Annotated in this window: 23 protein-coding genes; 1 reads left to right on the forward strand and 22 read right to left on the reverse strand. The window is 44.8% G+C overall.

Annotation, left to right across the window (positions count from 1 at the left end; all coding sequences use genetic code 11):
- Window positions 1-239: 239 nt before the first annotated feature.
- The 10 genes from abc-f to BMW45_RS24115 all read right to left on the reverse strand — a co-directional run bounded on the left by abc-f (window position 240) and on the right by BMW45_RS24115 (window position 10784).
- The gene (gene abc-f / locus BMW45_RS24070) at window positions 240-1745 is read right to left on the reverse strand and encodes a ribosomal protection-like ABC-F family protein (RefSeq protein ID WP_092249941.1); all 1506 of its coding nucleotides are present in this window, start codon (window positions 1743-1745) and stop codon (window positions 240-242) included.
- Window positions 1746-2105: 360 nt separating this feature from the next.
- Window positions 2106-2801: an OmpA/MotB family protein gene (locus tag BMW45_RS24075; protein ID WP_092249944.1), complete on the reverse strand. Its 696-nt coding sequence runs from the start codon at window positions 2799-2801 to the stop codon at window positions 2106-2108.
- 18 nt (window positions 2802-2819) lie between these two features.
- The gene (locus tag BMW45_RS24080; RefSeq protein WP_025233165.1) at window positions 2820-3626 is read right to left on the reverse strand and encodes a motility protein A; all 807 of its coding nucleotides are present in this window, start codon (window positions 3624-3626) and stop codon (window positions 2820-2822) included.
- A gap of 165 nt (window positions 3627-3791) precedes the next feature.
- Window positions 3792-4277, reverse strand: coding sequence for a PTS sugar transporter subunit IIB (locus tag BMW45_RS24085; RefSeq protein ID WP_242883219.1), 486 nt, complete (start codon window positions 4275-4277; stop codon window positions 3792-3794).
- A 17-nt stretch (window positions 4278-4294) separates the two neighbouring features.
- Window positions 4295-5833 carry a PHP domain-containing protein gene (locus BMW45_RS24090; RefSeq protein WP_207649145.1) on the reverse strand — a complete coding sequence of 513 codons (1539 nt, stop codon included), beginning with the start codon at window positions 5831-5833 and terminating at the stop codon, window positions 4295-4297.
- A 13-nt stretch (window positions 5834-5846) separates the two neighbouring features.
- Window positions 5847-7286 (reverse strand): sulfatase-like hydrolase/transferase, encoded by a 1440-nt coding sequence (locus BMW45_RS24095; protein WP_166433466.1) that lies wholly within the window; start codon window positions 7284-7286, stop codon window positions 5847-5849.
- A gap of 43 nt (window positions 7287-7329) precedes the next feature.
- Entirely contained in the window at window positions 7330-8166 is an 837-nt protein-coding gene (locus tag BMW45_RS24100; RefSeq protein WP_092249950.1) for a PTS system mannose/fructose/sorbose family transporter subunit IID, read from the reverse strand.
- Window positions 8156-8962 (reverse strand): PTS mannose/fructose/sorbose/N-acetylgalactosamine transporter subunit IIC, encoded by an 807-nt coding sequence (locus tag BMW45_RS24105; protein ID WP_025233170.1) that lies wholly within the window; start codon window positions 8960-8962, stop codon window positions 8156-8158. The genes BMW45_RS24100 and BMW45_RS24105 overlap by 11 nt, the downstream gene beginning before the upstream one ends.
- An 18-nt stretch (window positions 8963-8980) precedes the next feature.
- Window positions 8981-9406 (reverse strand): PTS sugar transporter subunit IIA domain-containing protein, encoded by a 426-nt coding sequence (locus BMW45_RS24110; protein ID WP_092249952.1) that lies wholly within the window; start codon window positions 9404-9406, stop codon window positions 8981-8983.
- Window positions 9407-9419: 13 nt separating this feature from the next.
- Window positions 9420-10784 carry a sulfatase family protein gene (locus tag BMW45_RS24115; RefSeq protein ID WP_207649147.1) on the reverse strand — a complete coding sequence of 455 codons (1365 nt, stop codon included), beginning with the start codon at window positions 10782-10784 and terminating at the stop codon, window positions 9420-9422.
- A 247-nt stretch (window positions 10785-11031) separates the two neighbouring features.
- On the opposite strand from BMW45_RS24115, the gene BMW45_RS24120 reads away from it, so the two are divergent.
- On the forward strand, window positions 11032-11745 hold the full coding sequence (locus BMW45_RS24120; protein WP_092249958.1) for a GntR family transcriptional regulator: 714 nt from the start codon (window positions 11032-11034) through the stop codon (window positions 11743-11745).
- 102 nt (window positions 11746-11847) lie between these two features.
- Here BMW45_RS24120 and BMW45_RS24125 read toward each other — a convergent pair whose 3' ends face one another.
- From BMW45_RS24125 to yqfD, 12 genes are all read right to left on the reverse strand, one after another.
- Window positions 11848-13092 (reverse strand): glutamate-5-semialdehyde dehydrogenase, encoded by a 1245-nt coding sequence (locus BMW45_RS24125; protein WP_092249961.1) that lies wholly within the window; start codon window positions 13090-13092, stop codon window positions 11848-11850.
- A 35-nt stretch (window positions 13093-13127) separates the two neighbouring features.
- Entirely contained in the window at window positions 13128-13709 is a 582-nt protein-coding gene (locus tag BMW45_RS24130; protein WP_092249964.1) for a 5-formyltetrahydrofolate cyclo-ligase, read from the reverse strand.
- Window positions 13687-13908, reverse strand: a complete 222-nt coding sequence (locus BMW45_RS24135) for a DUF896 domain-containing protein (protein WP_054790714.1) — start codon at window positions 13906-13908, stop codon at window positions 13687-13689. The genes BMW45_RS24130 and BMW45_RS24135 overlap by 23 nt, the downstream gene beginning before the upstream one ends.
- Before the next feature lie 10 nt (window positions 13909-13918).
- Window positions 13919-14782, reverse strand: coding sequence for a glutamate 5-kinase (proB, locus tag BMW45_RS24140; RefSeq protein ID WP_025233177.1), 864 nt, complete (start codon window positions 14780-14782; stop codon window positions 13919-13921).
- A gap of 70 nt (window positions 14783-14852) precedes the next feature.
- The gene (locus BMW45_RS24145) at window positions 14853-16448 is read right to left on the reverse strand and encodes an NAD(P)/FAD-dependent oxidoreductase (RefSeq protein ID WP_092249967.1); all 1596 of its coding nucleotides are present in this window, start codon (window positions 16446-16448) and stop codon (window positions 14853-14855) included.
- An 8-nt stretch (window positions 16449-16456) separates the two neighbouring features.
- Entirely contained in the window at window positions 16457-17689 is a 1233-nt protein-coding gene (locus BMW45_RS24150; RefSeq protein ID WP_092249970.1) for a BaiN/RdsA family NAD(P)/FAD-dependent oxidoreductase, read from the reverse strand.
- A 66-nt stretch (window positions 17690-17755) separates the two neighbouring features.
- The gene (locus BMW45_RS24155; protein ID WP_025233180.1) at window positions 17756-18142 is read right to left on the reverse strand and encodes a hypothetical protein; all 387 of its coding nucleotides are present in this window, start codon (window positions 18140-18142) and stop codon (window positions 17756-17758) included.
- A gap of 54 nt (window positions 18143-18196) precedes the next feature.
- Window positions 18197-19870 carry a putative polysaccharide biosynthesis protein gene (locus BMW45_RS24160; protein WP_092249973.1) on the reverse strand — a complete coding sequence of 558 codons (1674 nt, stop codon included), beginning with the start codon at window positions 19868-19870 and terminating at the stop codon, window positions 18197-18199.
- Complete coding sequence (locus tag BMW45_RS24165; RefSeq protein WP_092249976.1) at window positions 19857-21008, reverse strand: DUF3048 domain-containing protein; 1152 nt, start codon at window positions 21006-21008, stop codon at window positions 19857-19859. Before BMW45_RS24165 ends, BMW45_RS24160 begins: the two co-directional genes overlap by 14 nt.
- On the reverse strand, window positions 21005-21502 hold the full coding sequence (gene ybeY, locus BMW45_RS24170) for an rRNA maturation RNase YbeY (protein ID WP_025233183.1): 498 nt from the start codon (window positions 21500-21502) through the stop codon (window positions 21005-21007). Before ybeY ends, BMW45_RS24165 begins: the two co-directional genes overlap by 4 nt.
- Window positions 21492-22508, reverse strand: coding sequence for a PhoH family protein (locus BMW45_RS24175; RefSeq protein ID WP_025233184.1), 1017 nt, complete (start codon window positions 22506-22508; stop codon window positions 21492-21494). The genes ybeY and BMW45_RS24175 overlap by 11 nt, the downstream gene beginning before the upstream one ends.
- Window positions 22495-23739 (reverse strand): sporulation protein YqfD, encoded by a 1245-nt coding sequence (yqfD, locus tag BMW45_RS24180; RefSeq protein WP_092249979.1) that lies wholly within the window; start codon window positions 23737-23739, stop codon window positions 22495-22497. Before yqfD ends, BMW45_RS24175 begins: the two co-directional genes overlap by 14 nt.
- Window positions 23740-23752 lie beyond the last annotated feature (13 nt).

Below are 23752 nucleotides of genomic sequence, written 5' to 3' on the forward strand. Positions count from 1 at the left end.
CATTATATCATAAATATTTTTTATTGCAAATAACAAAATCGGCTTTTCCGGTGGAAACATCCTTCATGTGGGCAGTAATCTGCCTGATTAATTTCAATTGCTTTCTTTTGCAGGGGAATGCGGCAAAAAAGGACAGGGTGTGATCGCTTACTGGTCCCGCAACAATGAGCCCTTTTGGCATAGCCCATGTCATGGCGGCCATCACAATGATGTCCCGGCCGCCAAAAGGTATATAGTCATCAATCCATCAGTTTCACCACACGGGTAGCCACCTTCCCGGTAAATGCATCGTCGTGCTCCACAAGCAACATGGTCGGCTGGAACTTAAGGATTAAATTCTCGATCTGGATCCTGGAATATACATCAATGAAATTAAGAGGTTCATCCCAGATATACAGATGGGCCTGCTCACTGAGGCTGCGGGCAATGAGAACCTTTTTCTTCTGCCCTTCGCTATAGGATTCCATGGGTATTTCCAGCTGTTCTCTGGAAAAGTCCAGCTTGCGAAGAAGCGTCTTAAACAGAGAGTCTTCAATACCGCTTTCCCTGGAGTATTCTGTCAGGCTCCCTTTTAAAAATGAAGTATCCTGGGATATATAGGATATTTTAAGACCATTTGGTATTTCCTTATACCCTTCAAAGGAAATATTGTCTCCCGTCAGTTCCCTGCCGACGATCAGCTTTAGTATACAGGATTTTCCGCAGCCATTTTTCCCCTGCAGGGATATTCTCTGTCCCTGTTCCAGTGTAAAGCTGACGGGCCCGCAGACAGGTCCTTCATAGAAAGGAACAACATCCTTTAATGAAAGAATTCTGGATGAGCGGTATTTTAATGGATAAAGCTTGAGATCTTCTGCCTCTTCTATATTTTTCAAAAGCCCTTTTTTATCCTCAATGGCACGGTCCTGCCTGAGTTCCAGACTCTTTCTGCGCATCTGCATCCGCCTGGACTTTTCGCCTATATAGGCCCGTGTATCAATGGACTTCTCACGGCCTATGGACTTTTTCCCGATCTTTATTGACTCCACCTGATCCGCCCATTCGCCTGACTGCCTTGCGGCTGCTTCCAGATGACGGATGTCCTTTTTTAACCGGTTATTTTCGGACCGTTCATACTGATCCTGCATTTGCTTGTTCTCATACCAGGAGGTGAAATTGCCTTTCTGAACTTCAATATTTGTTTTGTTTATGGATAGAATATGATCCACGGATGCATCCAGGAATTTTCGGTCATGAGATACCAGGATAAATCCCTTTTTGCTGTTTAAATACTGGCTTACCAGTTCCCTGGCCTCCCGGTCTAAGTGGTTAGTCGGTTCATCGATCAGCAGAAAGTGACCTTCTCTTAAAAACAGGGCTGCTAAAAGGACCTTAGTCCTCTCCCCATTTGAAAGTGTGTAAAAAGGCCGGTATAGTACATCCTCAGAAACTTTTAGTCTGGAAAGCTCTCTTTTAAGCTCCCAGAATAAATATTCCCCAAGGAGGGAATCCAGAATTTCCATAGTGTTCCATTCTTCATCCGGCACAGGAAAAGGGAAATAGTCAAACATGACATTTGAAATAATAGTTCCTGTGTATTTAAAACGGTTCATCAGAAGATTTAAAAAGGTGGTTTTTCCTCTCCCGTTTCTACCTGTAAAGCCCAGCTTCCAATCCGTGTCAATCTGAAAGGAAACATGTTCAAAGACGGGATCTGGGCTTCCTTCATAGGTGAATGACAAATCAGTGACTTGTATTAATGACATAGAGATTCCTCCAATCAGGCAGGAAATAATATTTCCGCACAAAAAACGACTGCAAGAATTCATTCTCTCACAGCCGTTCGCATCAAAACAAGCCCATAGGGCTAATATTCTGCTTAATTCATGTCTTTATGACATAAAAAGGGTATGAGAATGAAATAATATTCTTGCAAAAACAGGCATGACAAAAAAAAGACAATGTCTCTTTTCCTTCTCGTCATACAGTTACCTTAGCAAGAATTATTATTTCATCCTTTCACCTCATTTCGTTTCATTTGCCCGTAGTCTATCATAAATAGATAATAATGTCAAATAATAATCATCGGAATACGGGAGGTTTTTCATAGTATGTGCGATTCTTCTCTAATTAGCCCGTCCCGTAATGGTAATTTCTACCCGGCGGTTTTTTGCTCTTCCATCTTCCGTATCATTGGTGGCAATGGGATTGTAATGAGAATTCCCCTCAATGGACATTTTAGACGGTTCCAGTCCCATAGCGGTCATCTGGTTTAAAACCGCAACTGCCCGGTCTACGGACAGCTGCCAGGAATCCGCCTCATTGGCCGTATCATGGTGGCCCAAATCCGCCGTATTGCCTGTAATCGTAATGTGGTTGATGTCACCGTATATGGCCTCAAGACTGCTGCTGATTTCCTGAATGACCGGCTTGCTGTCCGGAAGCAGGATTGCTGTATCCGGTTTGAACAGCATAGCATCTTTTAAATGTATGCTTACAGCGGAACCGCTGGAAGATACATCGATCATATTCCCCAGGTCACGCTCTGCAATATAAGCTTTCAAAGCCAGATAGACATTGTCCAGATTATCTGCAGAAACGGAAATATTATCTCCCATGGCAGAACTATCCGCCTGGCCTGTATGGTTTAAAACCTTCTCCAGACCACTGGACATCTCTTTTAGCTTCATCGTATCAACCGAACTCATGCCGTACAGGATGATAAATAAAGCCAAAAGCAATGTAATCATATCAGAATATGTAAGAAGCCAGCGCTCCGAATTGTCTTTTTCTCCTTCTGTTTCCAGGATTCTTCTGCGCATCCTTTGTTCCTCCCAATTTTAGTTTTCAATACCCTGTTTGTACCGTTTGGCTCCATCTGAAAAAGCCTGGAAATAAAGGGCGAGTTCATTTTCAATATTTCGGGAGGTATTACCGCTGGCAATCATGCATACTCCGTCCACGATCATTTCTTTTTGGATATGCTTTCTCTTAAGCTGTGTTTTTAATTTGTTCGCAATTGGCATGTAAATGAGATTGGCGAAACACACACCGTAAAGGGTTGCCACAAACGCAGTACCGATGGAACCTGCAAGCTCTGAAGGATCCTCAAAACCGGAAGCAAGTACCATGATCAGTCCCATAACGGTACCGATAACTCCCATGGTAGGAGAAAATCCCGCAGCGGCCTCAAATACACTTGCCTCAATGCTTTTTTGCTGAACATAGGCTCTGATATCAGATTCCAGGGTGTACTGGATGGATTCCGGTGTCTTCATTTCCTGTATAAGAACCAGGCCTTCCTTAAGAAGCAGATATTCCTCCTGATTCAGTTCCGGATCCCTGCTTATATTTTCCAGGCAAGTGACTCCTTCCGTCCGGTATCGGGTCGCAATCATTGATATCTTGGCAATCATTTTTTCCATACTGGCGGAATGGGGGTGCTTAAAACTTCGAAACATGGCCCGCAAAGCCATTGCTATGTCATTGAGGGAATAAGATGCAATGACAGCGCCAAAGGTTCCTCCTACCACGATGATGAAAGGGCTTAAAAGGAACAGAGAGTATATGGCACCTTTTTCCAAAACAAAACCTGTTAAAAGAGCACCGACTCCGATTATGATACCAATAAGCAGTGAAAAATCCATAACTTTTCTCCTTTGTAACTATTATTTGTAACATCATAATTCTATCATATAATAATAAAATTCTGATGCTAAAAAAATGCTAATATTACAATGAGATTTAGTTATGGATTTTTGTATGATAATGCTGCAATGACCTAGGATAGACGTATCTGTTACGTTTGCATTTTACCGCTCATTGATTAGTTTAATGAAATCCAGTGCCTCATCGGCCGGAACCATCTGGGCCGTAATTGCAACTCCCTGTTGCGCCAGATACAGAAAATCCGCAATATCTTCTTCTGATACACTTACGGCTTTCTTTAACATTCGGGTGTTCTGCTTTCCTCCCATATTTCCCACATTTACCTGATCCATGTGGAAGCCCGCATCGTAAAGCCTGCATAAGGTTTTTGGGCTTTTGGCAACCAGGAAGACCCTTTCCCCTTCGTATTTTTCAGCGCACAGATTAGCGGCAGCCTTTTCTACGGTAAGAATTGAAAGCTTGCACTGCTTCGGGCATGCCAGCTTAAGAGCCTCCTTATTGATTGTATCCTTTACAACCTGATCATCAACCACCATAATCCTGGTTGCTCCTGTAACCTGGCTCCAGACAGTAGCTACCTGTCCATGAATCAGACGGTCATCAATCCGGACATTTACAATCTCCATCATTAAATAGTCCCCTTTCCTTATTCTTTTACGGTTATAAACACAGGTGAGGTCCAGGCGGCATCTCCATTTTTCTGCCAGATGCGAAGCCGTAAATTTCCGCTTTGCTCCATCCGGATCTTTCTTTTCCCGGTAAGTTTATAGGAGCTTTCAGGATATGCCTTGCCAATGCGGATTTTATAGGCATTGTGCCACCATGGATCATTCCGGTAATGTGTGATCTCACCCCAGTTTTCCTTAGTCAGGCAGTTCACTTCATCCCAAAGTGCCATAACCTGGGAGCTGTTAAGTAATTCTCTCACTGGAAGGAGATATTCCTTTCCATTGACGAGCAGGCGCAGAACGCTGTCCACATCCGCTTCCACTTCAAAGATAAAACCCTCTGTTGCAGCCTTTTCCGACCCCATCCATTTACCGGAAGCCGGAGACTGATATGTAGTCATGGTAAAACTGCAGCTCTTGTCATCATCCTGAACAATTTCCTGACCATAGTGATTCCAGCATGGTTGTGCAGAAAGCAGTTTTCCGTCCGTTTCCAGGCGTCCTTCCCAGTCTTTCCTTAGGTGGTTATGGTAGACCCTGGTATCCGGTCCCCAGCCAAGCTCCAGACGGAATTTGAACCGGATCAATCCAACCTGCTCCTCCCGTTCCCATGTGCCTGAATGCACAACCATTTCCTCTAAGACATTATCTCTTAAAATCTCCACCCTGTCTACCGCTCCGGTCCCTTTTATCTGAAATTCTAATTCAACTTCTTTGCCTGCTTCAATTTCAGATCCCATTGGTGCTGAGTTCACATAATAGTCAACTTCAATCCTGCTCCGGGATACCCCGTAGGTTCTCCGCCTTGTCAGTCCTTCCCAGATGGATTCCTTTGTACCTTCCTCTGCAAGCACACACATGCTTCCATTTTCAAAAACAGCGGGAATACTGTGGTTATCACCTGCAGCAATGATGCCGATTTTATACCCTCGTTCAAGGCCTTTCTCATAGTTCGTCTCTCCTGTCCGCGGCCCCATATGGACATGGCGGTCCATAGACAGAGGCCCATCGTCATTTTCACTGGAGCCGTGGCTGGAGTAAATTTCTGCGATAGGAGAAAAGGTTTCGTTATGGGTGTCCCAATTCTTACCTCTGGAGCCAGGCTGGTATGCCAGATGGTGAGGGATTCCAATGACCTCCTGCCCCTCATAGGCGGCGGCCAGGTCCTGGTAGCGCATCGGATGCTCCTGCTTTCCGTTATTGTGAAGGAAAAACACATTATGATCTCCATCCAGCCCGGCACCCTGCCATTCATAACCCATGAACATTGGATATCCCTGTCTGTTGGCTTCCTCGGTAAAGCTTCTTAATAATTCCCAGTCCCTGGCAACTGCTTCATCATCGTACCGGTCTTCGACCCCAAGCCCTGACGGTGTGGGCCGCATGTAAAACGGATAATAAGCCACAGGCCAGAAATCCATCTGTTTTTTTATATGATCATACCACACCGGGAGCTCATTCATTTGCTCATGGTGAATATTACTATGCATATCTGTCCAAAACTTATTGTATTTCATGGAGTCCTCCCAACTATTCTCTTGGATTTATGAGTGTATTTTTATCTATTTTCATGGTTGCCCACTCTTCCGGCTTTTTCACCTGCCCCCATGCTTTTAACCGCCGCTGCCCATCTCTGGCTTCCCTCTCCCGGTCAGTTAGATACTGAACCTTAAGTTTACTCAGGAAGCCGCCGCTTTCTTCTATCTGTTTCATAAGCTTTTTTAATAAGCCCTCCCTCGTCATTGACAGATCATGTTCTTCATCGGGATCTTCCTGTAAGTCATATAGACATATGGTTTCATTTTCTGACTTAACTAGTTTGTATTGTCCCAGAACCACTGCTTCTATGAACTGCGGGCTGTCATCACTTCCCACCATCTGCTGAATTCTAACGAGTCTGGATTTTTCACTCCGGGAACCACTGAAATCAAGCCTCTTTCCCTGATGCCAGGAGTAATTTTCATTCCTTCCTGTTTCTTCCAAAAGTGTGCGGGATACATCCAAAAGCCCTGCAGGCTCTTTTGAAATACCCGGAGCTATCCCTGTGCCTGATGCCAGAAGAGGTATGCGGACCGCAGCTTCATACATGGTCTGCTTTCCGAACAGTTTCCGTTTTCCAAGCTGTTCTCCGTGATCAGAGGTGTAGAGAAAGAGATATTCCCGTCCGGCTTCGACCGTCTTGATTTTATTATATAATTCCCCTACATACCGGTCTAACTGTTCCACCAGGCCGCAATAAGCGGCCTTGCAGTTTCTCATATGCTCTGGTGCACATTCCTGCTGGAATTCATGATAAGCAGAAGAAGAAGGGATCCTTGCCTCTTTCTCACATTCCTCTATAGTAAAGCGGCTTTGGTACTTAAGGTAATCCTCATTTTTGCAGGTAAAAGGAAAATGAGGGCCATAGAATCCAATCACCAGAAACAGCGGTCTTCTATTTTTCTTCTTTCCCCAATCCTCAAGAAAATCCATGGCTGAGCGGAAAACCATTTCGTCATAAAGCATAACCGGGGAAATCCCCCCTCCAACTGCATCCAGGCAGTTTTTCCTGTTCGTGGTTCCGGCATACATACCAAAATCCAGGCGTTTTTTTCCTCCGGTTCCCCAGAATTGAGAGGTAATATCTCCGCAATACCGTTCATCAAAACCATGCTTCTGGTCTTCCCCTTTAAAATGCATCCGGCCGGCCAGAACGGTCTGGTATCCCAGATGTCCCATCTCATGGGCAATGGTGGGCACATCCCCGCCAAGAGCGGCATCATTATTAAAAATCCCTAGTTGTGAGGGTAATTTTCCAGTTAGAAATGACATGCGCGAGGGAACACAAAGGGGCGAATTGCAATAGCAGCGTTCAAACAGCAGACCTTCCTCTGCAATCTTTTTAAGACCCGGCGTATCAATCCGTTCCTCTGAAAATCCTGTGTAATCCCAGCCATGCTGGTCTGACATTATTAAAACCATATCCTTCATAAGAAAATCTCCTCTGGTTCGGCCGCTTCTGGTCATCCTGCATTTACATGATCCCTAAAAATACCATAACAGCCGTAAATGCAACGATGCCGAGAATAATCTTTGTGGCGGACCACTTCTTCTTATCCATCAGATACCACACTGCCAGAGTAAGCAAAAGGGGAAGTATCCCAGGCATTATCTTATCAAAAATCTGTTCCTGTAAAGAAAGAGACATTTCACCGCTGACAAACTGGTAAACCACATTCGCTTTTACAGTTGTTGCAGCAACTCCCCCTATTACGATCAAACCCATCATGGTGAGTCCGGTAGTGATTTTATCTGCAAGGGAACGATTGGTGAAAAACAGGTTTGCCGCACCGATTCCCATATCATATCCTTTATGAAACAGATACCACTGCAGGCCAACCACACTGGTAAGCCATACCGCGCAAAAGAACAAGGGACCAACGGGATTTCCATCACTAATGCACATGCTCATGGCAATACTTAACAGAATCGGACTGTAGGTACCGATTAACATAGAGTCTCCAATTCCGGCAAAAGGCCCCATAAGCGCATTTTTGGTATTAACAATCAGCTCTTCGCTGACATCTTCTCCCATGGCACGGGCTTCCTCCATGGCAATGGTAATGCCGGGAATCAGGGCACCAAGCTGAGGCTCTGTGTTAAAAAACTGCATATGGCGCTGAAGGGATTTTTTGTATTCACCGGAATCATTTTTATAGAGTTTCTTTAAAATCGGTTCCAGCACATGACAAAAGGCAAGTCCCATCATACGTTCAAAATTCTGGGTTGCCTGTATAAAGAAAATGTAAGACCAGGCAGCCTTGTTAATATCCTTTTTGTTAAGTAATGAGTTTTCTCTTTTATTCTTCATAACAGCCATCCTCCTCTGTGCTTTGTACCGGAGCCGGTACGGCCGCTTGTGTTCCGCCCTGGGCCATAACAAAGATAAATGCAATTGCAGTTGCAAATACAGCCAGCGCAGTAACAGACATATTGGTAGAGCCGATCAGGATCCAGCCCATCAGGAACAATACAAGCATCCATTTCTTTGAAAGGGACTGCTTAAGCAGCATGGCAAATCCAATGGCTGGGAGCATCTTTCCGGCTACCTCAAAAAAGTGCAGGATTCCCTGTGGCATACTGGTGATCAGGAATTCTGCCAGGGGTGTTCCAAGATAACAGATCAGCATGGCAGAGCCTGCCCGGAGAATAAAGCTTGGAACGGCTGCCAGATAAGTAGCGCGGTGAATTCCGGCCCCATCTCCTTTTTCTGCGGCGAGATCTCCCATATGAGGAAAATATGCATTGATCGTCATAATAAAATTAAATAGTCCAAGTCCCAGCATGCTGAGAGGAACCGATAAGGCCACTGCCTGTTCTCCGGTACCTCCGGCCGCCAGTGCCAACGGTATCCCAATATAGGCTGCCCAGTTCACATCCGCCGGCATAGCACCTCCGGGCGTGATCTGTCCGATAAATAATGCCTGAACCATGGCGCCTGCAATGACGCCCCCTCTTACATCCCCTAAGATCACGCCAACAATCAAGCCGGCTACAAGAGGACGCCCAATCATATTCCACCCTCCGGTTACCCCAAAAAACCATGGTGTACGCTTACTTCCAAGATAGGCAAATATTCCAATCAGTAAAGCTTGTAAAAAAGTCATACCTTATTCCTCCATTTATTATTCTTCGTAATCCCCTTCCGCGACAGCAGATTCTTCAAACTGTACCATTGCATTTTTACCCGCTGTCAAGCTCTCTGCGGCAATTTCAGAAACACTGTCAACAGAACCTCTTGACATATACCCTTCCAGTACTGCCGGAAGGTTTGCTCCGCCGATTACCGCTATTTTGCCAGACCGTTCCATTTTCATACGAACGGAGACGTTAAACGGGGATCCACCGGTCAAATCCGCATAAATCAAAATTCCGGTGCACTGGGAAAGTCTTTTGGCCGCTGCCGCTAATTTTCCGGTTAGAATATCCAGAGAATCATCCTCCTGGAAATCCACCGGTTCATAATTCTCCGGCTCTCCAGCCAGCAGTTTCAGTCCGCTTGTGATCCCAGTGGCATAACTGCCATGGCCGGTTACAATCATACCTATCATCCTTTTCCTCCTTTCATTTTCCAAAGCTGACATAATCTTCTGGATTTTTTGAACTTGCGGTCTTACACTCCTTTCTGTTTATTTTCCATTCTGGTTTTATTGTAATTTCACCTTTCAGAATCGGATCTCCTGTCTCTTCTTGATAAACCAGTAATCTCTGGCTCATTTCTTTCAAAACCGAAGCGTATTCCCCGTTATGTGCCAGATTATTGCGTTCTCCCGGGTCATAAAGAAGATCGTAAAGAGCTTCTTCGTACTTTGTCTGGCCTTCCAGATCCTGCTTCAGAAAATAATCTTTTGTCATAGATTCATCGATGTTTGACTGGTTAATCTTCAAATAGGTTGTATCATAATAGCGGATATATTTGTAACGCTTCGTGCGTACACAACGTGCCGGCTCATAGGAAGTGTGGAAATTGATTTCGGCAAAGACATCGGACCTGATTTCCTCTTTCTCCCCTGTCAGCAGAGGAACCAGTGATTTTCCTTCCAGGTATTCCGGTTTCTCCAGTTTAAGGAGCTCACAAAGCGTAGGAAATACATCCATATGGGAAACCAGACTGTCTGCAACGGTTCCATTCGCCAAAGCTCCCGGTGAACGAATCATCAGATTCACACCGATCCCGCTGTCAAACAAAGTACATTTTGAAAAGGGATTTGGCAAACCGTGATCTGTTGTAAAGAGTATAATAGTATTTTCCCACAACCCCTCTTCTTTTAAGCAGGTAATCACCTGGCCAAAACAGGTATCTGCGCATTTGACGCTCATCAGGTAACCTGCAAAATCGTTACGGGTTTCCCTGGTGTCTGGAATCGGATAAGGGGGAAGGGCATATTCAGGGGCAATATCTTCATCAATCTTATCAGGAAACCGCCGATGGGTTGCATACATTCCGTAAGAAAGGAAAAAGGGTTGTTCTTTGTTATAATTTTTCAGCCACCCGCAGACCTTACTTGCATTTTCCTTATCCCAGTCCACCAGCTCTTCTTGAGAATATCCGGAATTATCTGTGGTCAGTTCTTCCTGATAGCCAATCTCGGCCGCTCCCAGTTTCCGTTCCAGATACCAGCCTGCTTCATGCTGAATTCCGCAAAGAGCGGTATAGTAGCCATTCCCGTTCAGATAATGAACCAGATGTTTGCTGTAATCCATGGTAAAGCCTCTCTGGGCAAGACCTAACATGCCATTCTGATGCGGATACGTACTTGTCAACATTGCTGCCCGGCTGGGTGAACAGGTCGGACCTGCACAGTAAGCATTCCGAAACACGGCTGCTGTCCTGGAAAAGGATTCCATATTCGGTGTGGGAACCTTATAACCATAGGGACTTAATACCCGCCCGGAATCATGGGTATGAATATACAATACATTTTTCACTAATTGCACCTCCTGCTGTTAAAATGTATTTATCTCTGTTTAATATGTATTATCATTTCTGTACATAATATACTACAACTGCACAGCAATGTCAATACATTTAGCTCAATTGTATTATCATGGATTATGCAGCAACCATTATTAATATGCTGCGTAGTTTACATATTAATTCAAATATGTATTGTCATTTATTTCAAAGTATAATACAATTAAATAACTGGTTTTTTAAGAAAATGAGGTGATAATTATGGCAGAAAAAAGAATTGCACAATATAAACAGATTGAAAATGACTTGCTTCAGAAAATAAATTTAGGTTATTACAAGAAAGACGATCTTATACCCACAGAGCTGGAGCTTTCTAACACCTATCATGTGTCAAGGGTGACCGTCAGAAAAGCCACAGATAATCTGGTTGCAAAGGGTCTTTTGACAAGAGTTGCCGGAGTAGGTACATTTGTGTGCCACCCTTCTGTTACATTAAACCCCAGTTCCATCCAGGGATTTTCAGAAGTAATGTGTGAACAGGGGATTTCCGTCCGGACAGAAGTTCCCACCTTTATGATTCAGAAAGCTCCTTCAAATATTGCTTCCATCTTAAAGATTGAGACAGGAGAGCCTATTTATTTTATCGAAAGAATCCGGTATGCAAACGATGAAATTTTTCAGTTTGAAACAACCTATATGTCCAGCCGGTTATATCCCGATATCTCTATGCAGGTACTGCAGCAGTCTAAATATCAGTACTTTGAAAAGGTAAAGGGAATGAAAATCGCATACAGCGACCATACGGTAACCCCCCTTCATCCTTCAAAAAGTATTGCAGAAATGTTTGGAATTTCTTTGGATACTCCTATTCTGAGAGTTGCCAATACTACTTATTTGACCAATAATCAGATCATGGATTATACAGAATTAACGCTTAACTCACCGAAATACCAGTTAACATACGTCAAAAGCTGACTGAAAGAAGCCCTTCCATAAGAGAACTGAAGATTCTCCAATAAAATAGCTGTGAGAAAGAAAATTCTTTCTCACAGCTATTTTTATTAAAGACAGCCCAGGTTACGGACGTACCTGGCCATCCCCATATATGATATATTTGGTGGTCGTCAGTTCTTTAAGCCCCATAGGACCTCTTGCATGTAGTTTTTGGGTACTGATCCCGATCTCAGCGCCAAAGCCGAATTCATATCCATCCGTAAAGCGTGTGGATGCATTGACATAAACGGCTGCTGCATCGATCTCATTTAAAAACTTCTGAGCGTTATTATAATTTGATGTAATGATGGCTTCAGAATGCTTGGTGTTATAACGATTAATGTGGGAAATCGCTTCATCCACAGAGCCAACAATCTTTAAGGACAAAATATAGTCCAGGTATTCACTGCCCCAATCCTCCTCGGTTGCAGGGACAAATCCCTCTGCCATGGTACAGGCTTCTTCATCCGCCCGGATCTCTACCGATTTCTGAGCGAGCCGCTCATTTAATAAAGGCAGGAACTGAGGGGCAATTGTTCTGTGGATGACCAGGGATTCGCAGGCATTGCACACTCCGATCCTCTGGGTCTTTGCATTAAATATAATATCTAGGGCCATATCAAAATCAGCGGATTCATCGACAAAAATATGGCAGTTTCCGGTTCCTGTTTCAATGACCGGAATGGTACTGTTATCCACAACAGTTTTTATTAATCCAGCGCCTCCTCTTGGGATCAATACATCCACATATTCCCTAAGACGCATGAATTCCTTTGTTACTTCTCTGTCAGTATCAGTGATGAGCTGAATGGCATCCTCCGGAAGGCCTGCATTCCTAAGTCCGGTACGGATCCATTTAACTATGGCCATATTGGATTCCAAAGCATCGCTTCCGCCCTTTAAGATCACGGCATTTCCTGATTTAAAGCAGAGTCCAAAGGCATCGGCGGTCACGTTGGGCCTGGCTTCATATATAATACCTACAACGCCCAAAGGAACGCGCTTCTGGCCGATGGTCATGCCATTGGGGCGTATCTTCATGGAAAGTACTTCTCCCACCGGGTCATCCAGCGCAGCCACGGATAAAAGTCCGTCAGCCATGGCTTCGATTCTTGCAGGAGTCAGTTCCAGGCGGTCAATCAGTCCGGCGTTCATTCCGGAAGCAGCAGCTTTTATTACATCCTCCTGGTTTGCGGCGAGGATTTCCGCTTCTCCTTCCAGCAGGGCTGCTGCTGCTGCCTTTAAGCCTTCATTCTTTCTTGCTGAGCCATGGATCCCTATAATTCCGGCTGTTTCTTTTGCTTTTTTTCCGATTTCAGTAATCGTCATAAAAGGTTCCTCCAATCTTTTCCTTATGATTGCCCTTAAACTTTGGGCAGGGCCCACCCCGCTCTATCGGGTGTAAAGGGAATGATAATCCTGTCCATGCGTTTGTCATGTGGTTCCGTAGGAATATGGTCAAAAACCTGGAAGCCGTAGGCTATGGCAATGCGGGGATGGTTTGGTTCTCGTTCGAAGAACCGGTCATAATATCCGCCGCCGTATCCGAGCCGGTTTCCCGACTTATCAAAAGCAACTCCCGGAACAATCACAGGTGCTTCCGGATCATGGATTTTTAAGCAGGTTGGTTTGGGCTCCATAATACCCATGACGCCTTCTTCTAAATCTGCTTTTCCGGAAATGGAATAAAATTCAAGATCCCTTCCAACGACCTTTGGTACTGCTATGTATTTTCCCTGTTTTAATAATGCTTCCATAAACTTCCAGGTACCTGCCTCCTGGCGAAAGGATACATAACAGTATACACAATATGCCCGAAGGATATCATCAAGGCTTAAAAGCTGCTCGCAGATGGCATCGTTCCATAGACTCTCGGTAACCGTTTCCAAGGTCTTTCGCTGCTCCTTAATCAATCGCCTGATATCATTCTTCTCCAACTTTTCCATACTTTTTACCCAAATCCGTTACGGATCCGTCTTCCTCCTGAATGGAAATGTTGTTTAAATTTCCCCGTAAACTATTGCGGATGGATTCGATATACTCTCTTCGTAAAGCAGCCTGCTCCGCCTGTTCTTCTTCCGATAATCCTGTTGCTTTTGATTTATGATAAAGTGTATTGATTCTGTCGATCTTATCCTGATTCATAGGGTTCTCCTTAATATTCGTGATTAATATAGTCCATTAAGTCAAAGTCATGGTTTGGATGGGCCAGGAACAGGGTTCCTTTTTCTTCGCCTGTTACGATCTGCTCAATGACCTCCACCTGGTCACCGTTTGCAATGACCATATCAGAACCGCTGTCCGTAGCAATACGGGCGGCCGCAAGCTTTGCAGCCATGCCTCCGGTACCCACATCGCTTCCGGAAGTGGATTTTCCCATATCAAGCAGCTTAGGCGTGATTTCCTTTACCAAGCCGATAAATTCCGCCTTCGGGTTTTGTCTGGGATCATCGGAATAAAGACCGTCAATATCTGATAATAATATCAAAAGATCTGCCCCGATCAATGCGGCAACAATGGCGGAAAGCCGGTCATTATCGCCAAAATTATCTACCAGAGGAATTTCAGAGGTGGATACGGTATCGTTCTCATTGACAATGGGGATGGTCCCAAGTTTTAAAAGTTCGTCAAAGGTGTTCTGGGCATTATAACGGCTGCTGTCATTAACCATAGTATTTTTGGTTAAAAGAACTTGTGCCGCTATTTGATTATATTCAGCAAACAGCTTTTGGTACACCATCATGAGCCTGGCCTGGCCCACGGCGGCGAATGCCTGTTTTTCTGATATGGTAACAGGTCTGGTATGGTACCCAAGAGCCTGACGTCCTGCTGCAATTGCGCCGGAGGAAACTAAAACCACCTGCTTTCCCTGTCCTTTTAAATCGCTGATTACCCGAACCAGCTTTTCAATTTTCATCAGATTCAAATCCCCTGTGTAGGCATGGGTTAAGGATGAGGATCCGATCTTTATCACAATCCTTTTTTTATCCTTTAGTTTCTCTCGTTCTGTGGCGTTCATCTTCATTATCATCTGCTTTCTGTATTTCTTTTTGTTTCATATCTTACATCATTTTTGTGATTTCGTCAATTTATATAGAAAACCTGTCAAATCTGGAAGCAATGGCTTCCGCCACTTTTAAGCCGTCCATTGCAGCAGAAGTGATCCCTCCAGCATAGCCGGCGCCCTCTCCGCATGGATAGATTCCGTTGATACTGCATTCAAAGGTTTCGCCTCTTGGAATGCGTACCGGTGAAGAGGTTCTGCTTTCCACACCAGACAGGATGGCGTCCTGCCTGGAAAAACCGTGAATCCGTCGTTCAAAGGCTTCCACTCCCTGGATCAGGGATTCTGATAAGTATTCAGGAAGAAAGTCTCTCATGTTGGCAAAATCATATAAACCTTTAAAGGCCGGTTCTACATCGCCAAATGCCTTTGATGGCTGATTCTTTTTAAAATCTCCGTAAAGCTGGACTGGAATTTTCCCGCTGCTGCATAAAAAGGCTGCTTCTTCCAGCCGTCTTTGATAAGCGATTCCGGCAAGGGGAGTTGCTCCGCCAAAATCCTCTGGTGTTACGGTAACAATCAGAGCACTGTTGGCATTTACGCCATCCCTCTTGTGATAGCTCATACCATTTACTGCAAGCCTGTGCTCCTCTGAGGAGGCATTGACTACATATCCTCCGGGACACATACAGAATGTATATACACCTCTTCCGTTTGTGCACTGATGGGTCAGCTTGTAATCTGCCGCACCCAGTATAGGATGGTTTCCAGTTCCATACTGCGAACGGTTTATGCTTTCCTGTGGATGCTGGATTCTTAAACCCACAGCAAAAGCCTTTGCTTCCATTGGAATGCCTTTTTTATTCAGGACTTCAAACGTGTCCCTGGCGCTGTGTCCGATAGCAAGCACAAGAATTTCTGTTGGAATCTCTTCCTTTTCATCGACCACTACTCCCTGCATCCTACCGTCTTTTACGATAAAATCGGTCACACGGCTGTTAAAACGGACCTCTCCTCCAAGATTTATGATCTCCTCCCTCATTCCTTTCACGATGCCGCTTAAAACATCGGTGCCGATATGAGGCTTATTTACATAGAGAATAGAGGGATCAGCTCCAAATTCCACGAAAAGCTCCAACACCTTCCGGTTCCTCATAAGAGGATCTTTCACAAGGGTATTAAGCTTTCCATCGGAAAAAGTGCCTGCGCCTCCCTCTCCAAACTGTACATTACAATCCGGTTTTAATGTCCCGCCATTCCAGAATAAGTCCACTGCCTCCCTGCGCTTTTCCACGGACTCTCCTCGTTCCAGAAGAAGGGGATGGTATCCGTGTCTTGCCAGCATGAGTCCGCAAAAAAGTCCGGCCGGTCCGGCACCGATGATAACCGGCCGGCTGGTCATTCGTTCGGTACCCGGCTTTGGAAAGGAATATTCTTTTTTCTCTGATATTCCAATATCACCGCTTTTTGCTTTATGTATCACAGACTCTTCTTTTGTAGTTTCCACATCGATGCTGTAAGTAAAATAGATTTCCTCTTTTTTTCTTGCATCAACAGACTGTTTGATTATTTGAATGGAGTGGATTTCCTTTACCGGAATTTTTAGTGTTTTTGCTGCCTTCGCCCATAAGGCCTCTTCTGTGTGATCCACCGGCAGCTTTAATTGATTAATTCTGATCATTACGTTCCTCATTCCTGTCCCCGAAGGACAGCCTTTCCTGCACTAGTACCTGCCAGTATGCCGCAAGACCACGCCCACTGAAGGTTATAACCTCCGCAGATGCCGTCCACGTCAAGAATTTCCCCAGCCAGGTAAAGTCCGTTCATTAGTTTTGACTCCATGGTATTAGGGTCCACATCCCTGGTATCAATGCCTCCGCTGCACACCTGAGCCTGATCAAAGGAATTAGTGGCAAGGATTTCTGTTTTAAGTCCCTTTAAAGCAGAGGTCAGCTCTTTAATCTGCAGGGTTGTGATATCTTTAACAAAGCCTTTCTCTGGGATCCCGGCTTCCTTTAAAAGAATCCGGGCAAGCTTGTGATTTAATACGCCATTTAAAAATTCTTCCGCCGGCCGATAACGAAAGCGCTTTGCCCTTTCCGAAAGAAGCTGTCTGGTACTGTTAAAATCCATGGAAGGTAATAAATCCAGCTCTGCCGTCACCTGCCGGCCTGTATCGATCCCCCTGGCAGCAAAACGGCTGATCTGGAAAACCGGAATGCCGGAGATTCCATAATCCGTGAACTGAAGTTCCCCGCGGTCTTCTGCTGTAGTTTTTCCATCTATTTTAAGCGTCACAGAAGCCTCTGTCCTGACACCGGCTGCCTGTTTGTACCACTTTTCCCTGCACTTTAGCTGTACCAAAGCAGGCAGCGGCTTAACAATGCGGTGCCCCAAAGCCCTTGCCAGCTGATAACCGCTTCCATCGGATCCTGTTTTTGGTGCCGCCATGGAACCTGCCGCTAAAATGATGGCATCTGCCTTTTTCTTTCCTTTAGAAGTAATAAGGGTTAAATCCTTCCTTATCTCCTCAACCTGACAGTCAGTGATGATGGAAACGCCCAGATAGTTAAGCTCAAAAATAAGAGCTTCTAAAACGGAGACAGCTTGTCCGGTGTTGGGATAGACATATCCATTCCGGTCTGTAAGTACAAGACCCAGGTCCTCAAAAAATTCCAGCGTCTGTTCCACCGTTATGCGATCCAGCACTTTTTTAATAAACTCCTGCTGACCTCCCCGGTAAGCGCCATCAGGGGTCATTCGATTGGTTAAATTGCATTTTCCATTTCCGGTGGAAAGAAGTTTTTTCCCCGGTTTGGCTGTATGTTCTAAAACGGTAACAGAAGCACCCTGTCTGGCTGCCTGGATAGCCGCTGCCAGACCGGAAGCTCCTGCTCCTACGATGATTACCTGTTGTTTCATAAAATCCTCCTGTATCCTCAGACAGACTTATTGTATCCAGTTTGCCTCTTCATTTCAAGTATTTCTTTAGCTTGTATAGGATTCCAGGTAATTAAATACCTCGATCATGGAAGAAAACCATATGCCATCCATTAATTTCCCCCGCTCTTCCTCGGGAAAGTCAGTGACGGGCATATGGGTATAAAGGCAGATGGTTGTTTTATCCTGATAGAGGACGAGAAGATAACCGTCCTCTGAGACAAGATAAAATTTTTCTTTGCCTTTCGCATTTACGGGTTCAACCTCTTCCTGGTTTATCACAATCTGCGCTTCCGTTACAGTTTCTGTTTCTATGGTTGCCCCCGGCAGAGCCTCCTCAGGCCTTACGCTGTCCTTTGTAATGGCAAATCCAATTCCTAAGCAGATGGCGGATGCCGCTACGAACAAAAGAAAGCAGAACATATACTTCTTCATGAGTTGATACCTCCTTCATGTAAGTATAGTATCTGCCTTCTTCCTGGGTTTTAATCACAAAAGATGGAATTTTCTTGCAATGCGCACCAGCTTCTTCCCTCCGGGAACGCTTAAAAGCTCTGCTTCATCTACACAGCGCAGTTTTAAAAGAAGAATTCCATAAACTACCACAGCTATCGCTATAGCGGCAAGAACACTGAATACATTGCGCTTTAAGGTCAGATGCACAAGGAAATAGGTGCCGTAAGCAGCCGCTCCCATAACTCCCGATGCAAGGATGGGAATAATAAATGTTTTCTTGATTTCCTGTCTGTAGTTTAAAAATCGACCGATTGCGGCTCCGTTTAAGATACACATGGTAAGGGCAAATAGGATGTTGGAAAAAACCACGCTGTAGATTCCCATCCGGAATCCGAAAAGCATGATACACAGGATGATTACATGAAGGATCAGGGAAATGATCGCATTCTTTAAAGGGGTCTGCATCCGGTTGATCCCCTGTAATACTCCATTGGTTACTGTGGAAAGTGAGAAAAACACGACTGCCACAGATCCATACATCATCATCTTAATAAGAGACGAGTTATCATTCCTGCTGAATAACAGGTTGCAGATAGGTCCTGCCAGTACAGTAAGGCCGACCGTAGCCGGTATGGCGATGAGCATGGAAAAACGAATCACCATGGAAACCTTGCTTTTTAACTGTCCCCTCTGACCTTCTGCCATTGCTCTTGAAAGGGATGGGATGAGGGCGGAGGCAAGGGAATTGGCAATTGCCACCGGGATGTTAAAGAGAAGCTGGTACTTCCCGATTACTCCCCAGTTGGAAGCAATTTCCGAAGCGCCCATGCCCATAGCCGTCATGCCGTTTCCATAGATGCTGTTGTCAATCACTGTACTGATGTTATAAGCCACGCTGCTTAAAACAATGGGAAAGACTGTCATGAAAAGAACGCCGGAAAGTTCTCCATAGGATTCCCGACGCCTTGTCCTGTCCCTTCTTGCCTGTTTTCTCATGATTGGCCTGTAGCTGAGTAAAATAAACAGGAGAAACAGCAGGGCAGCCACAGCACCTGCTCCCGTACCAATAGTTCCTCCCGCTGCTCCAAGAGCAAAGGAGTATTCCGTTGATCCGTGAACCAGATTGGACTTAAGCCCTGCCTGAAACAGCCTGGAAGCTGCGTATACACTAATAACTGCATTGACGATCTGTTCAAGTACCTGGGATATGGCTGTTGGAAGCATGGTCCCAATCCCCTGGAAATAACCCCGAAATACGCCCAGATAGGCAATCACCCAAATGGTGGGGGCCAGTGTCTTTAAGGCATAAAAGGTGTAAGGCATCTTTAAAAAATGGCTGGCAAACAGATCCGCTCCAAACCAAAGCACAGCAGCTCCCAGCCCTCCTACAACCGTACCGTAAAACAGGGAAACCTTTAACACCCTTATGGAATTGCAGTACTCCTTTCTCGCCAGCCTTGTGGCAATCATCTTTGATACTGCCGTAGGCAGGCTGTAAGATGATACAATCAAAAGGAGGGAATAAATGGAATAGGCAGAGCTATAATATCCATTTCCTTCATTCCCTAAAATATCCGCCAAAGGGATGCGGTAAAACATTCCAATGATCCGTACGATGATGCCTGCCACCGCAAGGATAACTCCCTGGATCAGGAAATTGGAAGATCCCCTTTTTACATGTTTTTTACTTGTCCTATTCTTTTCCATATAACTTTACATTGGGAGAATCCTGTGCGGAAATAATGCATACCCAGGTTTTTCCCTGGTTCAGGATAATCTCGTTATTCTCCATGTCGTAATAATGTGTTGGGCCGAATTCTCCGTCTTTGCTCCATTTAATGGGGATGGAACGGCCTTCTGTCACGTAACAGCCATAAGAGTCATCCTGTACGTTGATGTTTAAATATTCTGTCGTTGCATAATGGGCGGAAGGACAGTACTGAAGGAGGATATTCTTAACCTTGATCTGGCCTTCATTTCCCTTGTGGGGAGCCCCGTACTGAAACCGGTAATAAAGCCCGTCCTCTTCATGGTACTCAAACCACGGCTTGTTGAGCACATAGCCTGGATAGACCTTATAGGCATCGCCCACGCCATTTGCTCCTTCAAGGGTCACCTTCCTGCCATCTTTCGCAAAACGGTAATGACCGCGGTAGGACGGGTCGTAGCTTTCTGAGTATCCCAACTGAAGGATGGATTTGTTTAACCTTTCTCCGCTGGTATATGCATTGTGGGGAGTTTTCCGGTCTTTGGTACGGAAATATGCCACCGTACCGATGACGTCAAGCCCGTTGATGTTATCCACATTGGCCAGATAAGGCTTTGCAAAGGTGCTCTGCCCGTAATGAGCATAGATCGCATTAAACTCGCGGGCAAAATATGTATAATAGGTGCGGCAGCTCCTGACGGAGCCGATCCGGTCCAGATCATCATAATTTTCCAAAATAGCCATGTAACGATTCATTCCACCTTCTGCCGGTGCTTCATAGACCACTCCGGCACGGTTGATTCCGTATTGAGGAAGAGCTTCTTTGTCATTGCTCATCATCACTGCCACCGGCCTCCGGTTTCCGATAGCGGAATCCACCATCTCCCCCGTAAGGTAGCTGCGTATCTTACCATCTTTTTCGGTACGTTCTTCAAAGGTATAGTATTCACCGGAATTCGCTTCTGTCCCATCGTCTGCTGACTCACTGCTGTTTATTTTAATTTCTTTTGTTTCCGCCTGGTCGGTTTCCACCGATTGATCCGGAATCCATACCTTTTCATATTTTTTACCGCAGCCGGATAAAAAAGCGGCAGACAGCATGACGCCAGCGAATCCCAACCATACCTTTTTCATCATCTCGTATATCCTCCCCGGCGTAAGATTTCCTCTTGCTTCCTTTCCATGATCTCCCGTTCATCCTCTTCCATGTGATCATATCCGCATAGATGAAGCATGCTGTGAGCGACTAAAAAGGCAAGCTCCCTTGTTTGGGAATGGCCGTATTTTTCAGCTTGTTCTTCCACCTTATCGATAGATATGACTATATCTCCCAGTAACAGCTCCCCTGTTTCCGGATGAAAGCAGTCGTCCGCCGCTTCTTCTAAATGTTCAAAATCCGAAGGCCTTTCATATTCAATCATGGGAAAGGAAAGAACATCTGTAGGGTTGTCTATCTTCCGATATTCGTTATTGATCTGGCGGATATCCTCATTGTCGGTAATGAGGACATTGACCTCTGCCTCATATGGGCAGTCTTCATAATCCAGTGAATCTTCCACTACCCTTGTAATGATATCTTCGTATGGGATATCCAGCTTTTTTTCGGCCTCATATTCAATATTAATCGTCATAACGCGCCTTTCTGCCGCCAATGGCTTTTGTCTTTCGTTCCACTGGCTTTTTCTTCGACTCATAATCGTCGTAAGCCTGTACGATTTTCTGCACCAGAGGATGACGAACCACGTCACTGCTGGTTAGATGGCAGAAACCGATGTCGTCAATTCTCTTTAATATTTTCATGGCCGTATCAAGTCCTGATAAACTTCCAGTAGGAAGATCTTTTTGCGTTAAGTCACCAGTTACAATTACCTTTGATCCAAAGCCGATTCTGGTGAGGAACATCTTCATTTGGGCCGGAGTGGTGTTCTGGGCTTCGTCAAGAATAATATAGGCATTGTCCAGAGTACGGCCTCTCATATAAGCCAGAGGTGCTACTTCTATCAGGCCTTTCTCCGCATTGTGAAGATAGCTCTCTGCTCCCATAATCTGATAGAGTGCATCATATAAAGGCCTTAAGTAAGGATCTATTTTGCTTTGTAAATCTCCCGGGAGAAATCCCAGCTTTTCTCCTGCTTCAATAGCAGGTCTGGTCAGAATGATCCGGTTTACCTCTCCGTTTTTAAAAGCCTGGATTGCCATGGCCATGGCAAGATAGGTTTTTCCGGTTCCTGCAGGACCGATTCCGAATACGATCATCTTCTTTCTGATCTGGTCCACATACTGCTTTTGTCCGAGGGTTTTTGGCTTTACCGGCCTTCCCGTTATGGTTCTGCAGATAATGTCCTTGTCGATTTCTAAAATCTGACTGTCGCTTTCAGAAAATGACAAAGAAAGGGCATAATCTACATTTTGTTCTGTGATGGAATTTCCCCGTTTGGAAAGCTCAATCAGATTACTAAATACACTCTTTGCTTTCTGCACCATTTGCTCTGATCCAATGATCTTAAGGGCGCCATCGCGTCCAATCATGGTAACATGCAGGGTCCGTTCTATTTTCTTTAGATAGCTGTCAAACTGTCCGCATACATTTTTTTCGTGTTCAGCTGGAATGTCTATGATTGTCTCAATTACGCTCATTTGAATGATTTGTCTCCTCCGGTTCCTCTGATCTTTGTATCTTCAACGCCTCCCGCCTTCCTAAAGGCTCCTCTACCACGAAATCTATGGCAACCTGGCATAAAGATTCATTATCTAGTATTTTAACATGATTTTCCAGAATTTGTACCCCTTTTTCTATTAAATTTTTTTTGTACCTTTCGTTGATATCCTCAGACAGCAGTTTTTTCTCTTCTTCTGTATAGGGGCGCTCGTAGGATATATACTCTTTCCCTGTTATTTTGCCAAAGTAAATGGGAAGATAAAAATTCTGGAATAAATGAAGCTGCTCTTCTTCCATGGTCCTTTTCCAGGAAGTTCCCTCTGGCCGGGGACGGATAAGCATGAAGGAAAAGCGGAAAGCCTTCATGTAGTATCCATTCCTCTCTTTCCCTGTTTCTACGTCGATTTTCCGAAAAAGAGGCATCTGTCTGGTAAAATGATATTCTGTCCTGGCTGTTATATCCGCATCAGAGCGTATAAAGTGGGTGTTTATCACTGTTTCGCTGTCGTCGATAATGGGAAGGGCGCCGCTGACCAGTATCTGTCCTTCTTCTACCGTATCACCTATGGCTGCCATTGGAACGCCGCTGCGAACGATCATGGAGGTGATTACACCGCCTTTTTCCGCTATGATGTCACAGGGAGTTTCATCTTTTGCAGGAATCTCCGACAACACTTCATTTTCTTTTATTTTAACCAAAAGGCGGGTTCCTGATACCCTTGCCGATACCCAGGTTATTTCAGGAAACTTGGTTCGAAAAGATTCTTCCAGGACATCACAATCAATTTTTGATTTTTTCATGCCATATCGGATTTCTTCCGATTCGCAGAATTTTAAAAGAGTGTCGTATGTATACATCCGGTTCCCGTCAAATTCAATATCCCAGATAAACAGGGAAAGGGAATAGAGGATCAAAAAAAAGCTGATGAACCCGGCTGCATATAGTTTCCGTTTTTTGTTCCGATGTAAAAAAAAAGGAAGTCCAAACTTTTTTAAAATCCTAAGTCTGACCTTCGATTTACGCACAAGGGGCTTCACTTTACGGAACCCTTGTACCGTCATGAAAAGCTGATAGGAATGTCCGCAATTTACGACTTTCCACAATTCAATTTCATGTACGTTGCACATGTTAAGAAAACGTTCCGGGGAAAAACCGGTCATTTCTATAGAAAGATAACCGAATAAATAATGATTCAGCCATGCAAGCATTTTATTTCACCTC

This window comes from Lacrimispora sphenoides (genome assembly GCF_900105215.1).
In the GTDB taxonomy this organism is placed as follows: Bacteria; Bacillota; Clostridia; order Lachnospirales; family Lachnospiraceae; genus Lacrimispora; species Lacrimispora sphenoides_A.